This is a genomic window from Pseudomonas alcaligenes, from assembly GCF_041729615.1.
Taxonomy (GTDB): Bacteria; Pseudomonadota; Gammaproteobacteria; order Pseudomonadales; family Pseudomonadaceae; genus Aquipseudomonas; species Aquipseudomonas alcaligenes_B.
The window spans coordinates 1,772,706-1,786,330 of the sequence record NZ_CP154874.1; the positions used below are offsets into that span (position 1 = coordinate 1,772,706).

Here is a 13,625-nt window from a genome sequence, read left to right on the forward strand (position 1 = left end):
AGACCGCCCTCTTCCCACCCTCTCCCATCAACAGGAGAGGGGTGTTTGCGTCAGACCGCGGCGTCGTAGAACAGCTTGGAGTCGCGCTGCTCGACCAGCGCCTGTTCGATGGCGGCCTGGTGCACCTCGTCGGCGTGCTCCTCGCGCTCCTCCGGCTGGATGCCGAGGCGCTTGAACAGGGCCATGTCCTTGTCCGCCTGGGGGTTGGCGGTGGTCAGCAGCTTCTCGCCGTAGAAGATCGAGTTGGCGCCGGCCATGAAGGCCAGGGCCTGCATCTGCTCGTTCATCTGCTCGCGGCCGGCGGACAGGCGCACGTGCGACTTGGGCATCATGATGCGCGCCACGGCCAGGGTGCGGATGAAGTCAAAGGGGTCGACGTCCTTCTCCTCGGCCAGCGGGGTGCCCTTGACCTTGACCAGCATGTTGATCGGCACACTCTCCGGATGCTCCGGCAAATTGGCCAGCTGGATCAGCAGGCCGGCGCGGTCGTCCACCGACTCGCCCATGCCGAGGATGCCGCCGGAGCAGATCTTCATACCCGCCTCGCGCACGTAGGCCAGGGTCTGCAGGCGCTCCGAATAGGTACGGGTGGTGATGATGTTGCCGTAGAACTCCGGCGAGGTGTCCAGATTGTGGTTGTAGTAGTCGAGGCCGGCCTCGGCCAGCGCCTGGGTCTGCTCCTGGGTCAGCTTGCCCAGGGTCATGCAGGTCTCCAGACCGAGCTTCTTCACGCCCTTGACCATCTCCAGCACGTAGGGCATGTCCTTGGCCGAGGGGTGTTTCCACGCCGCGCCCATGCAGAAGCGCGTGGAGCCGATGGCCTTGGCCTCCTCGGCGGCCTTCAGCACCTTCTGCACTTCCATCAGCTTTTCTTTATCGAGGCCGGTGTTGTAGTGGCCGGACTGCGGACAGTACTTGCAGTCCTCGGGACAGGCGCCGGTCTTGATCGACAGCAGGGTCGAGACCTGCACGCGGTTCGGGTCGAAATGCGCGCGGTGCACGGTCTGGGCCTGGAACAGCAGGTCGTTGAACGGCTGCTCGAACAGCGCCTGGACCTCGGCGAGGGTCCAGTCGTGACGGGTGGCGGCGGTGGTGGCGCTCATCGGGTATTCCTTGTTCTAGGCTATGCAACACGGCTGAGGCATCGTCAAGGGAAGGACCATGCGCTGTCAACCATTCGCGGACGACCAGGTTTACATCTGGACAAAAAACGAACAATCCTGCCTGCTGTGCGATGAACCGGCGGATACCGGACAGCCGCTGTGCAGTGCCTGCGAGGGCGAGCTGCCCTGGCTCGGCGGACACTGCCGGATCTGCGCCCTGCCCCTGCCGGGCCAGGGGCTGACCTGCGGCGCCTGCCTCAGGCGACCACCGGCGTTCAGCCGGGTCGAAGCCGCGTGGCGCTATGCCTTCCCGCTCGACAGCCTGATCACCCGCTTCAAGCACCAGGCACAGTGGCCCATGGGACGTCTGCTGGCCGCCTTGCTGTCACATCACCTGCAGCACGCCTTCGCCGAGGGCCTGCCGCGCCCCGACCTGCTGCTGCCGGTGCCGCTCGGGCGCAAGCGCCTGCGCCGCCGCGGCTTCAACCAGGCCGAGATGCTCGCCACCTGGCTGGCGGCGGCGCTGGACCTGCCGCTGCAGCGCCACTGGTTGCTGCGCCCGCAGGAGGGGGCACACCAGCAGGAACTGGACGCCGCCGCGCGCAAGCGCAACCTGCGCCGGGCCTTCGCCCTGCATGCGCAGGCCACGCCGGCGGGCCGGCATGTCGCGCTGGTCGACGACGTGCTGACCACCGGCGCCACCGCCGAGGCGCTGGCGCGCCTGCTGCTGCGGGCCGGGGCGGTGCGGGTGGACATCTACTGCCTGGCGCGCACGCCCAAGCCGGGCGACTGAGCGTGGCGCCGGAGCGTGCCTTTGACCGATACTCGGCGCACGTCTTCGCCGGAGCCCGCGCATGCGTCTGCCGCTGTTGTTCTTCACCCTCGCGCTGAGCGCCACCGCCCAGGCCGGCGAACCGCTGCGCATCGCCGTGGCCGCCAACCTGCTGCCGGTGATGGAGCAGATCGCCAGGGACTACCGCCAGCAGACCGGCAACGCCGTGCAGCTGGCCGGTGGCTCCAGTGGCGCCTTCTTCGAGCAGATCCGCCGCGGTGCACCCTTCGACCTGTTCTACTCGGCCGACGCCGAGCGCCCGGACCTGCTGGCCGCCAGCGGCGCCGCCACGGCGAGCCGTACCTATGCCTGCGGGCGCCTGGCGCTGTGGACGCCCAGGGCCAAGCCCACGCTCGCCGCACTGCCGGCCGGCAAGGTCGCCATCGCCCAGCCGGACACCGCGCCCTACGGCCGCGCCGCCCTGCAGGCGCTGGAGCGCAGCGGCCAGCTGGCGCGGCTCAAGCCGCACCTGGTGTACGCCCAGGACATCGGCCAGGCCTACCAGTTCGTGCACAGCGGCAATGCCCCGAGCGGCTTCGTCGCCCTCAGCCAGCTGAGCGCGGCCGGGACACCCGTCGCGCAGTACAGCCAGGTCGACGCCGCGCTTTACGAGCCTCTGGTACAGAAGCGCGTACTGCTGGCCAAGGGCGAGCGCCAGGCCGCCGCAGCGGCCTTCGCGGCCTTCTTCGATGCCCAGCAGGACACCCTGAAGACGGCAGGCTATGGCCTGCCGGGCGAGGCCGGCTGTGCTGCTGACTGACAGCGACTGGCAGGCGCTGGCCATCACCCTGCAGCTGGCGGCGATCTCCACCGCCCTGCTGCTGGCCATCGGCCTGCCGCTGGCGGCCTGGCGCGTGCGCAAGCAGACGCCGCTGCGGCGCATGCTCGATGCCGTGCTGGCGCTGCCGCTGGTGCTGCCACCCACGGTGCTGGGCTTCTACCTGCTGGTGCTGTTCGCCCCGGACACCCCGCTCGGCCAGGCCTGGCACTGGCTCACCGGCCAGGGCCTGGCCTTCAGCTTCGCCGGCCTGGTGCTGGGCTCGGTGATCTATTCGCTGCCCTTCGTGGTGCAGCCGCTGACCGTGGCCCTGCGCGAGATCCCGCAGAGCCTGCTGGAGGCCGCCGCCAGCCTCGGCGCCAACCGCTGGCAACGCCTGCTGCGGGTGGTGCTGCCGCTGCTGCGGCGCGGCCTGCTGGTCGCCGCCACCCTCGGCTTCGCCCACACCCTGGGCGAGTTCGGCGTGGTGCTGATGCTCGGCGGCAGCATCCCCGGCGAGACCCAGGTGGTGTCCATCGCCCTGTTCCAGCACGTCGAGGCGCTGCGCTACGGCGAGGCGCACCGCCTGGCAGCCTGCCTGCTGGGGCTGTCGTTCCTGCTCCTGCTGCTGGTCTACGGCCTGGGCGACACCCGCCGCGCCACGCCGATGCGCAGCTGAGCGCCGGCTCAGGCGGCCCTCGCCAGCCGCTTGCCCGCGCCGACGGCCTGCACGCCCGCTCTTGGCGCTACACTGGGCGCCCTGACTGGAGCCCGCCATGAGCCACCCCTTCGCCACCCTCACCCCCGACCTGGTGCTCGACGCCGTGGAGAGCCTCGGCTACCTCAGCGACGCCCGCGTGCTGGCGCTGAACAGCTACGAGAACCGCGTCTACCAGGTGGGCATCGAGGACAGCGAGCCGCTGATCGCCAAGTTCTACCGACCGGACCGCTGGAGCGATGCGGCCATCCGCGAGGAGCATGCCTTCAGCCATGAGCTGGCCGGGTGCGAGGTGCCCGTGGTGGCGCCCCTGCAGCGCGACGGCGAAAGCCTGTTCGAGCACGCCGGCTTCCGCTTCGCCCTGTTCCCCCGCCGCGGCGGCCGCGCCCCGGAGCCGGGCAACCTGGACCAGCTGTACCGCCTCGGCCAGCTGCTCGGCCGCCTGCACGCAGTGGGCGCCAGCCGCCCCTTCGAGCACCGCGAGACACTCACGGTGGCGGGTTTCGGCCATGCCTCCCTCGATACCCTGCTGGCAGGCGGCTTCGTGCCGCGCAGCCTGCTGCCGGCCTATGAATCGGTGGCGCGCGACCTGCTCGGGCGCCTGGACGAACTGTTCGCCCGCGTGCGCTACACGCCGATTCGTCTGCACGGCGACTGCCACCCCGGCAACCTGCTGCACCGCGACGACGCCTTCCATGTCGTCGACCTCGACGACTGCCGCATGGGCCCGGCCGTGCAGGACCTGTGGATGATGCTCGCCGGCGACCGCCAGGAGCGCCTGGGCCAGCTGTCCGAACTGGTCGACGGCTACAACGAGTTCCACGACTTCGAGGCCCGCGAGCTGCCGCTGATCGAAGGCCTGCGCGCGCTACGCCTGATGCACCACAGCGCCTGGATCGCCCGGCGCTGGGACGACCCGGCCTTCCCGCTGGCGTTTCCCTGGTTCGCCAACGAGCACTACTGGGGCGACCAGGTGCTGATGCTGCGCGAGCAGCTGGCGGCGCTGGACGAGGAGCCGTTGCGCTTGTTCTGATGCCGTCGGCGCCGGCGCTACCGGGCTATCTTCAGGCGCTAGGCTGTTGACCATCGATCCCTTGTGCTGACTGGCGGTGACTGTGGACAGGTTTCAGGAAATGAAGGTGCTGGTGGCCGTCGCGGAAGCGGAGAGCTTTGCCGGCGGCGCCAAACTGCTGGGCCTGTCGGCGCCGAGCGTGACGCGGGTGATCGCCGGCCTGGAGAATCGCCTCGGCACCCTGCTGCTGGCCAGGAGCACCCGCAGCCTGCGCCTGACCGAGGCCGGCCGGCGTTATGTCGACGACTGCAGGCGCATCCTGCTGGAACTCGAGGAAGCCGAGGAGCTGGCCGCCGGCAGCGCCAGCCGAGCCCGCGGCAACCTGACCGTGACGGCGCCGGTGATGTTCGGCGAGCTGTTCCTGATCCCGCTGATCACCGAATACCTCGCCGCGCACCCGGAGGTATCGGTCAACGCCCTGCTGGTGGATCGCCTGGTGAACATGGTCGAAGAAGGGGTGGACGTGGCGATCCGCATCGGCAGGCTGCCCGACACCGGCCTGCAGGCGGTCAGGGTCGGGGAAATCCGCCCGGTCATCTGCGCCGCTCCCGCCTTTCTCGAACGGGCCGGCCGGCCACGGGTTCCCGAGGATGTGATGAGCGCCCCCATCGTCATGTCGTCGGCCAGCAGCCTGCTCACCGACTGGCACTTCGAGGGCCCCCGGGGTGCCCTCACCCTGCATCCCAAGCCGCGCCTGGTGGTCAGCTCCAACCAGGCCGCCATCAATGCCGCGCGCCTGGGCTGGGGGCTGACGCGGGTGCTGTCGTACCAGGTCGCCGAGCTGGTGGCCAGGGGCGAGCTGGAGGTCGTCCTCGCCGACTACGAGACCGCGGCGTTCCCCGTGCATGTGCTGTATCAGGGCAGCCGCCGGATATCGGCCAAGGTGCGCACCTTCGTCGACCACTGTACCCGGCGCTTCCAGCAAGACCCGGCGCTGCAGACCACGCCGGCGACCTGAAGCATGGACCGCTATCGGCAGCTGCAGGTGTTCGATGCCGTGGCGCAGGCCGGCAGCCTGGCCGCAGCGGCGCGCCGGCTGGAACTGTCGGTGGCGACCATCATGCGCAACATCGGCGCCCTTGAGGCCCGCCTCAACGCCAGGCTGCTCATCCGCGGCCACCGGGGCGTCAGCCTCAGCCCGGCCGGCGCCCAGCTGGCCCTGAGCGCTCGACAGCTGCTGGAGCAAACCGAGGAGGCCGAGCGTTCCGCCGCGGGCGTGCATGCCTGCCCCAGCGGACTGCTGAGCCTGGCGCTGCCCCCCTTGATGGACCAGCAGGTACTCACCCCCATAGCACTGGCTTACCTGGACGCCTTTCCCGACATGCACCTGGCCACCCGGGCCAGTCACGGCATGCCCAGGCTGCTGGAGGACGGCATCGATGCCGCCCTGGTGGTGGGCCATCTGGCCAGTTCGTCCGAGTTCGCCATGGCGCTGGGCACGGTTCACCCCATCGTCTGTGCCGCCCCGGCCTACCTGGCCCAATGGGGCCGGCCACAGACGCCGGAAGAACTGGGCCGCCACCGCGCCGTGCTGGCCTCGCCCCCCGGTTACGACGCCGCCTGGCAGTTCCGTGGGGTGCGCCGCACGCAGCAGGTGCGGCCCGCGCCAGTGCTGACTTGCACCACGCAGCGCGCGGCCATCCATGCCGCCACCCTGGGCCTGGGCCTGGTCCGCTGCATGAGCTACGAGGCCCATGCCGAGCTGCAGAGCGGCCAGCTCGAAGCCGTGCTGCAGCCCTTCGCCGGCCCGGGCGTGCCGGCGCACCTGATCTACCGGCATGGCCGCCGCGCCGATGCGCGGGTACGCAGCTTCATCGATTTCGCCGCCCCGCGGCTGCGCGCCCATCCCGCCTTCTGCGACTGACGCGCACGCGCCATTCTTTCATAAAACGGAATTATGGATTGCCCAGCGTGGTGATTCTGCTCGAACTCGCACAGGCGCAGCATGGCTCCACCAGCGCAACACTAAGACCTCGCGCTGACCACCCACCGTTTCGGAGCCATGCCCATGTCCAACGCCATCAAACTCTATCGCCACCCGCTGTCCGGCCACGCCCACCGCGTCGAGCTGCTGCTCTCGCTGCTCAACCTGCCCACCGAGCTGGTGTTCGTCGACCTGGCCAAGGGGGAGCACAAAAAGGCCGAGTTCCTGGCCATCAACCCCTTCGGCCAGGTGCCGGTGATCGATGACAACGGCACCGTCATCAGCGACTCCAACGCGATCCTCGTTTACCTGGCGAAGAAGTACGGCAGCGGCAGCTGGCAGCTGAACGATCCGCTCACCGAGGCACGCGTGCAGCGCTGGCTGTCGGTGGCCGCCGGCCAGGTCGCCTACGGCCCGGCCGCCGCACGCCTGATCACGGTGTTCGGCGCCGCCTTCAATGCCGACGAAGTCATCAACCGGGCCCATACCCTGCTCAAGGTGATGGAGCACGAACTGGCGGCCAGCCCGTTCCTCGCGGGCAGCGCGCCGAGCATCGCCGATGTCGCCAACTACAGCTACATCGCCCATGCCCCGGAAGGCAACGTGGCGCTGGAGGCCTACCCGAATGTGCGGGCCTGGCTGCAACGCATCGAGGCCCTGCCCGGCTTCGTGCCCATGCAGCGCACCGCCGCCGGCCTGCACGCCGCCTGAGTACCGCCCCCGCTGCCGGGCCTCCCGGCAGCTCGCTCGAGGAGCAGCGTCATGGACCATCTGCCCAAGCACCGCAAGTCACCCTGGCATGCCGGGGAAAAACTGCTTCAGGAAAGCGTTCACGCCACCGAGCGGATGGAAGTGATCGGGCAGAAGGTCATCCGCGACTACATGCCCGACCAGCACCGGGAGTTCTATCAGCAGCTGCCGTTCATGGTGGTCGGCGCGGTGGATGCCGATGGCCGCCCCTGGGCGACTCTGCTCGAAGGACCGGAAGGCTTTGTCACCTCCGCCGATCCGCAGCACCTGTTCATCGCCACTCAACCCGATCTGCAGGACCCGGCCGCCGCCGGCCTGCAGGCGGGCAACTCCATCGGCCTGCTCGGCATCGAGCTGCATACGCGCCGGCGCAACCGCATCAACGGCGTGATCCAGCAGGCCTCGGCCGCAGGCTTCGCCGTGGAGGTCGAACACTCCTACGGCAACTGCCCCAAGTACATCCAGGAGCGCTCCTACCGCCGCGTCACCGCGCCGGCAAACGGCAAACCGCCACGCCGGGACTTCACCGGCCTGGACGACTACAGCAGCGCGCTGATCCGCGCCGCCGACACCTTCTTCGTCGCCAGCTACGTCGAGCATGACGCGGGGCATCGCTCCGTGGACGTCTCCCACCGTGGCGGCCGCGCCGGCTTCGTCAGGGTCGAAGGCAACCGTCTGACCATTCCCGACTACGCCGGCAACCTGTTCTTCAACACCCTGGGCAACCTGCAGGTCAATCCGATCGCCGGCCTGCTGTTCGTCGACTTCGCCAGCGGCGACATGCTGCAGGTCAGCGGGCGCACCGAGCTGCTGCTCGACAGCCCCCTGCTCAGGGCCTTCGAAGGTGCCGAGCGGCTGTGGACGGTCGAGGTCGAGCAGGTGGTGCTACGCCCGGCGGCCGTGGGCGTGCGCTGGCGGTTCCATGACTACGCCCCCACCAGCCTGGCCACCGGCACCTGGGCCGAGGCCGACGAGCGCGTGCGCCAATCCGAACAGCGCCGGCAATGGCAGCAATGGCGGGTCACTCACGTGCAGCAGGAGAGCCGCGACATCCGCTCGCTGTTCCTCGCCCCACTGGACCATTCCCGCGTGCCCTTCACCGCCGGCCAGCACCTGCCGATTCGCCTGCAGGCCGGCGATGAGGCCCTGGTCAGGACCTACAGCCTCTCCAGCGCGCCATCCGACGGGCATATCCGCATCAGCGTGAAACTGCAGGGCCAGGCCTCGCGCCACCTGCACGAGAAGGTTCAGGTCGGCGACCTGCTGGAGGTGCGCGCCCCGCTGGGCAGCTTCACCCTGGTCGATGAGCTGGCCAGACCCGCGGTGTTGATTGGTGCCGGCGTCGGCATCACCCCGCTGATTGCCATGGCCCGCGAGCTGGTGGCGCAGAACCGCCAGCACCAACGCGCGCGGCACATCCATCTGTTCCACAGCGCCCGCAGCCTGGCCGACCTGCCCTTCCGCGACGAGCTGAACGCGCTGCAACAGCAGGCGGACGGACTCCTGCATATCCACCGGGCCCTGAGCAGCCCGGGCGTGGAGGCGCAGCTCGGCCGCGACTACCAGCTGGCCGGCCGCCTGGGCTTCGCCCAGGTCAAGGCACGCCTGTCGCTGGACGACTACGACTTCTACCTGTGCGGCCCCAGCGGCTTTCTGCAGGACATGTACGACGGCCTGCGCGACCTCAACATCGCCGACCAGCGCATCCACGCCGAGGCCTTCGGCCCCTCCGCCCTGCGCCGTTCACAGAGCGAGCAACAGCCAGGCCTGGAGCAGCCACCGGCAGCCACGCAGCCGGTGCCGGTGTACTTCTCCGCCTCGGCCACCGAGGCACGCTGGAAACCCGACAGCGGCAGCCTGCTGGAACTGGCCGAAAGCCGCGGCCTGACGCCCGAGTTCAGCTGCCGCGGCGGCTCCTGCGGCACCTGCGCCGCCCGGCTGGTCAGCGGCGCCGTGCACTACCCCAACCCGCCGGCGCAGCTGCCGGATGGCGACAGGGTGCTGATCTGCTGCGCCGTGCCGGCGCAAAGCGCAGACAGCCCACAACCCCTGGTGCTGGATATCTGACGAGGAGGCCGCGAGATGAACAGAAGCGATTGGCGTAGCTGGCAAATGCAAACGCCCGTGCAGTGGCACGACGCCCCCACATCTTCGTCGCCGAACCGTGACGCCATGGAGTGGGAGGCGAACCTGCTGCTACCGCAGATGGCCGCCGCGCTGGAACACCCCTGCTCCGCCGCCTCGGCCGGCCGCCTGGCCAGCCTGTGGCGCGCGCTGCGCACCGGCATCCGCCAGCCGCAAGCCGGCGCCGTGCGCCACTGAGGTCCCCATCACCGTCGCCAACAGGAGCAAGCCCATGTCCATGTCCGAAATCCGCCAACCGGTGCCGCCCTTCACCCGCGAGACTGCCATCCTCAAGGTGCGCATGGCCGAGGACGGCTGGAACAGTCGCGACGCCGCCAAGGTGGCCCTCGCCTATACCCCCGACACCCGCTGGCGCAACCGCGTGGAGTTCGCCACCAGCCGCGCCGAGGCCGAGGCGTTCCTCACCCGCAAGTGGCAGAAGGAACACGAGTACCGCCTGATCAAGGAGCTGTGGGCCTTCACCGAGAACCGCATCGCCGTGCGCTACGCCTACGAATGGCACGACGACTCCGGCAACTGGTTCCGCTCCTACGGCAACGAGAACTGGGAATTCGCCGACAACGGCCTGATGACCCACCGCTTCGCCTGCATCAACGACCTGCCCATCGCCGAGGCCGAGCGCAAGTTCCGCTGGCCGCTGGGCCGCCGTCCGGATGAGCATCCGGGCCTGTCGGAGCTGGGCCTGTAATCACAGGCCCAGCAACCGGCTGTCCCATCCGGTCAAGAGATATCCATGGTGGGTTTATTTCGGCCGGAAGCACAGGCATCCGGCCGAAAGCCCTGGCTGGAACAGAAGCGCCGACTATTCATTGACCAAGCGAATGACCGTCTTGCCCTGGCCGCGGCCCTCGGCAACCTGGCGAAATGCCTCGTTGACCTCATCCAGGGCAAACTGCTGCGGATCGACTCGAATGGTCAGCTGCCCGGCATCGGCCAGCACAGCGGCCTCGCGCAGGATGGCCCCGTGGTGCTCGCGCCCCTGGCCGGTAAGCAGCGGAGTGAGGGTGAATACGCCCGAGTAGGTGGCGCTCTTGAACGACAGCGGCGCAAGGCTGTGCTGGCCCCAGCCGAGGCAACTCAGGACGTGCCCGGTATAAGGCTTCACGGCCTGGAACGACGCATCCAGCGTGCTGCCGCCCACGGTGTCGTAGACGATGTCGAAACCTTCGCCGGCCGTGTAGTGCTCGACGTAGGACTCCACGCTCTGCGTCTGGTAGTCGATGGCCGTGGCCCCCAGCGAACGAATGAAGTCGAGACTCGCCGCCGAACCGGTGGCGTAGACTTCGGCGCCGCGCGCCTTGGCCAGTTGCACGGCGACCTGGCCGACCCCACCCGCACCGCCATGGACCAGCACGCGCTGGCCGGCACGGACGTTGGCGCGATCCACCAGGCCTTCCCAGGCCGTGATGAACACCAGCGGCAGGGCGGCCGCCTCATGCATGCCCAGTGCGTGCGGCTTTGCCGCGATCAGCCGGGCATCCACGGCGATGTACTCGGCCATGGTGCCCTGGGCGCCGCCGATACCGCCGGCCATGCCGAAGACCTCCTGGCCAGTGGTGAAACCCTCGACCGCCTCGCCCAGCCCGACGACCGTGCCGGCCAGATCCAGGCCGAGCACCGCTGGCAACGCCTGGCGAGCATGCGCTCCGGCGCCGGCGGCGATCTTGGTATCGAGCGGGTTGACTCCCGCGGCGTGAACCCTGACCAGCACCTGGCCTTTGCCGGGAACAGGGCGAGTGATGTGGCGCACGGCCAGCGGGGCCCGGGCGGATTCAGCGATGGCAGCAAGCATGGTCTGATTCATGGCGGAAACCTCTGATTGAGTGGACGCTTACAGGTTGCTCCGCCTTCCCCATTCCGATAAGAAACTAAATTTTCATATCACTTATTCCTCGAAGAGGCCCAATAGCGATGGATCTGTTCGACAGCATGCGCATCTTCGTCCGCGTGGTGGAACGTGGTTCGTTCTCGGCGGTCGCGCGCGAACTGAACATGGGGCAACCCGCGGTGAGCAAGCAGATCCGTGCCCTGGAGCACTACCTGGGCGGCCCGGTATTCGCCCGCAGCACCCGGCACCTGGCCCTCACCGACCAGGGGCAGGGCTTCTACAGGCACTGCCAGGACATCCTCGGCCAGCTCGACACTGCCACCCGCAGCTTCGCCAGCGGCCAAGAGCAGATCGCCGGCCCGCTGCGCATCACCGCACCCGTCAGCTACGGGAGGTTGAGCATTGCGCCGCTGATCGCGAGTTTTCTGCAGCGCTATCCGCAGGTGCGGATCGACCTGCGCCTGAGCGATCAGAACGAAGACCTGCTCAAGGAAAACATCGACCTGGCGATCCGCATCGGGGTGGTCAAGAGCGAAGGCCTGGTAGCCGTGCCCCTCGGCAACAGCCCCCGGCGGGTCTATGCCGCGCCGGCCTATCTGGAACGCCACGGCCTGCCCCGCGAGCCCGCCGAACTGGCAGACCACAACTGCATCGCCTTCACCCTGCTGGAGCACTACGACCGCTGGCACTTCGCCCGCGGAGCGCAGGCGCTCGCTGTCGCCATCACCGGCAACGTCACCAGCAACAGCAGCGAGGCCATCCGGGAAATGGTCCTCGGCGGCCTGGGCATTTCCCTCTCGCCACAATGGCTGTTCGCCGCGGACGTCCAACAGGGCCGTGTGTGCAGCGTGCTCGACGATTACCAGACCACCGCGCTGCCGGTCAGCGCCGTGTTCAGCCGTGAGCGACGACGCTCGGCACGGACACTGGCCTTCATCGATTTTCTCCGCGAGCATTTGTAGCTGCCCACGAGCGGGGCGCAGGCCTGCGCGCATTGCCCTAACGGGCAAGCCTGCTGGGCATCATGCCGTGTTCTGCTGCAGCCATTCCCGCGGGCTTGCGCCCACCTTGCGGCGAAAGGTGCGGGCCAGTGCAGACGGGCTTTCGTAGCCGACCTCATCGGCGATCAGGGCAATGGGGCGGCCTTCGCGCAGGCGCTTCTGCGTCAGGCTGATGCGCCAGTTCGCCAGGTAATCCGCCGGGGTGACCCCCACGGTCTCGCGGAAGTGCGCAGCAAAGCTCGCCCGCGACATGCCCGAGCGATTCGCCAGTTCCGCCACCGACCAGTTGCGCTGAGGCTCGTTATGGATGACCACGAGCGCGCGGGACAACTGAGGATTGGCCAACCCGGCCATCATCCCGGAGTCGATGCTGCGGCTGGCGAGGAGGTGGCGCAGCAGCTGGATCACCATCAGCTCGAACAGGCGATTGAGGATGACATCGCGCCCACACTCGGCGCCGAAGGCTTCATCGAACAGCCAGTCGAGGGTGCCATCGAGGCCCTGCAGTTCGCGCAGCGGCTTGATGATGAAGTCCGGCAACGCCAGGGTCAGCGGGTTGTTGGCCCCGCCATCGAACTGCAAGGTGGCACACACCAACTCCGCGGCATCAGCCTCGCTCGCCAACAGCTGATGCTCCTGCGGGCGCACCGCCAGAATCAGGCTCGGCTCGGTCAGCTCGCTGAGCTGGCCGCGCTTGTCCCTGAAGGCCAGGCGCCCCGAACGCAGCAGATGGGCGTGGCCGACGCTGTGTTGCCCATAAAGGCTGGTCGTTCCACAGAACCCGCCCTGGTGAAAGGTGGAAGCGTGCAGGTTGAAGTGTTTGAGCAGTGTCGACAGTCGGTCCATGGCGCGCCCAGATTTAGACGATCTGTTGCATAAGTTCGACGATCTGAATCCGAAAGGAAAGACAGCCTTCCTAGTATGGACTCCAAGCTTGATCGACAAGCCGGTTAATCAACCTACTGGAGAACCACCATGACTCGTATCGCCGCTCTCTCGCTGGACCAGGCCCCCGCTGGCTCGCGCGCTGCCCTCGAAGGCATTCAGAAAGGTCTCGGCTTCATTCCCAACGCATTCAAGACCCTGGCCCACTCCCCGGCCGCACTCAGCGGTTACCTGGGCCTCGCCCAGGCCCTGGGTAAAAGCTCGCTGAGCGCCGCCGAGCGCGAAGTCGTCGCCCTCGCCACCTCGCAAGTCAACGGTTGTGACTACTGCCTGGCCGCACACACCTTCTTTGGCGCCAAGGCAGGCTTGAACGACGAGGCCATTCGCCAAGCCCGCAGCGGTACCCTCAGCGCGGTCGCAACGCTGGCGCAGCAGATCACCGAAAGCCGCGGGCAATTGAGTGACGAGCAGATCGCCGCTGCGCGCGAGGCCGGCCTCAGCGATGGCCAGATCGTCGAGGTAGTGGCCCAGGTCACGCTGCTGACCCTGACCAACTACCTGAACAACATCGCCACGACCGATATCGATTTCCCGCCGTCGGCACGCTAGG

The 13,625-nt window shown here is 68.4% G+C and carries 15 protein-coding genes; 12 read left to right on the forward strand and 3 right to left on the reverse strand.

Annotated elements, in window-relative coordinates; all coding sequences use genetic code 11:
- Positions 1–50: 50 nt before the first annotated feature.
- Positions 51–1,103 carry a biotin synthase BioB gene (bioB, locus tag AAG092_RS08630; protein ID WP_373389358.1) on the reverse strand — a complete coding sequence of 351 codons (1,053 nt, stop codon included), beginning with the start codon at positions 1,101–1,103 and terminating at the stop codon, positions 51–53.
- Between the two features lie 58 nt (positions 1,104–1,161).
- On the opposite strand from bioB, the gene AAG092_RS08635 reads away from it, so the two are divergent.
- The 10 genes from AAG092_RS08635 to AAG092_RS08680 all read left to right on the forward strand — a co-directional run bounded on the left by AAG092_RS08635 (position 1,162) and on the right by AAG092_RS08680 (position 9,989).
- On the forward strand, positions 1,162–1,896 hold the full coding sequence (locus AAG092_RS08635; RefSeq protein WP_373389360.1) for a ComF family protein: 735 nt from the start codon (positions 1,162–1,164) through the stop codon (positions 1,894–1,896).
- A 61-nt stretch (positions 1,897–1,957) separates the two neighbouring features.
- Entirely contained in the window at positions 1,958–2,695 is a 738-nt protein-coding gene (modA, locus tag AAG092_RS08640) for a molybdate ABC transporter substrate-binding protein (protein WP_373389361.1), read from the forward strand.
- Positions 2,658–3,371 carry a molybdate ABC transporter permease subunit gene (gene modB / locus AAG092_RS08645; protein WP_373389362.1) on the forward strand — a complete coding sequence of 238 codons (714 nt, stop codon included), beginning with the start codon at positions 2,658–2,660 and terminating at the stop codon, positions 3,369–3,371. The genes modA and modB overlap by 38 nt, the downstream gene beginning before the upstream one ends.
- Before the next feature lie 97 nt (positions 3,372–3,468).
- Entirely contained in the window at positions 3,469–4,443 is a 975-nt protein-coding gene (locus tag AAG092_RS08650) for a serine/threonine protein kinase (RefSeq protein WP_373389363.1), read from the forward strand.
- 100 nt (positions 4,444–4,543) lie between these two features.
- On the forward strand, positions 4,544–5,440 hold the full coding sequence (locus AAG092_RS08655; RefSeq protein WP_373389364.1) for a LysR family transcriptional regulator: 897 nt from the start codon (positions 4,544–4,546) through the stop codon (positions 5,438–5,440).
- Positions 5,441–5,443: 3 nt separating this feature from the next.
- Positions 5,444–6,346, forward strand: a complete 903-nt coding sequence (locus AAG092_RS08660; protein ID WP_373389366.1) for a LysR family transcriptional regulator — start codon at positions 5,444–5,446, stop codon at positions 6,344–6,346.
- A gap of 144 nt (positions 6,347–6,490) precedes the next feature.
- Positions 6,491–7,117: a glutathione S-transferase family protein gene (locus tag AAG092_RS08665; protein ID WP_373389367.1), complete on the forward strand. Its 627-nt coding sequence runs from the start codon at positions 6,491–6,493 to the stop codon at positions 7,115–7,117.
- A 51-nt stretch (positions 7,118–7,168) separates the two neighbouring features.
- The gene (locus AAG092_RS08670; protein ID WP_373389368.1) at positions 7,169–9,223 is read left to right on the forward strand and encodes a pyridoxamine 5'-phosphate oxidase family protein; all 2,055 of its coding nucleotides are present in this window, start codon (positions 7,169–7,171) and stop codon (positions 9,221–9,223) included.
- Positions 9,224–9,238: 15 nt separating this feature from the next.
- Positions 9,239–9,478, forward strand: a complete 240-nt coding sequence (locus tag AAG092_RS08675) for a hypothetical protein (protein WP_373389369.1) — start codon at positions 9,239–9,241, stop codon at positions 9,476–9,478.
- 34 nt (positions 9,479–9,512) lie between these two features.
- The gene (locus tag AAG092_RS08680; RefSeq protein ID WP_373389371.1) at positions 9,513–9,989 is read left to right on the forward strand and encodes a DUF1348 family protein; all 477 of its coding nucleotides are present in this window, start codon (positions 9,513–9,515) and stop codon (positions 9,987–9,989) included.
- Positions 9,990–10,103: 114 nt separating this feature from the next.
- Here the strand turns inward: AAG092_RS08680 and AAG092_RS08685 are convergent, their stop codons facing one another.
- Positions 10,104–11,105 carry a zinc-dependent alcohol dehydrogenase family protein gene (locus tag AAG092_RS08685; protein WP_373389372.1) on the reverse strand — a complete coding sequence of 334 codons (1,002 nt, stop codon included), beginning with the start codon at positions 11,103–11,105 and terminating at the stop codon, positions 10,104–10,106.
- A gap of 107 nt (positions 11,106–11,212) precedes the next feature.
- Between AAG092_RS08685 and AAG092_RS08690 the strand changes: the two genes are divergently transcribed.
- Positions 11,213–12,091, forward strand: coding sequence for a LysR family transcriptional regulator (locus AAG092_RS08690; RefSeq protein WP_373389373.1), 879 nt, complete (start codon positions 11,213–11,215; stop codon positions 12,089–12,091).
- Between the two features lie 60 nt (positions 12,092–12,151).
- Here AAG092_RS08690 and AAG092_RS08695 read toward each other — a convergent pair whose 3' ends face one another.
- A complete protein-coding gene (locus tag AAG092_RS08695) occupies positions 12,152–12,976 on the reverse strand; it encodes a cupin domain-containing protein (RefSeq protein ID WP_373389374.1) in 825 nt (274 codons plus the stop codon).
- A gap of 129 nt (positions 12,977–13,105) precedes the next feature.
- Here AAG092_RS08695 and AAG092_RS08700 point away from each other — a divergent pair, with 129 nt between their 5' ends.
- Positions 13,106–13,624 carry a carboxymuconolactone decarboxylase family protein gene (locus AAG092_RS08700; protein WP_373389375.1) on the forward strand — a complete coding sequence of 173 codons (519 nt, stop codon included), beginning with the start codon at positions 13,106–13,108 and terminating at the stop codon, positions 13,622–13,624.
- Position 13,625 lies beyond the last annotated feature (1 nt).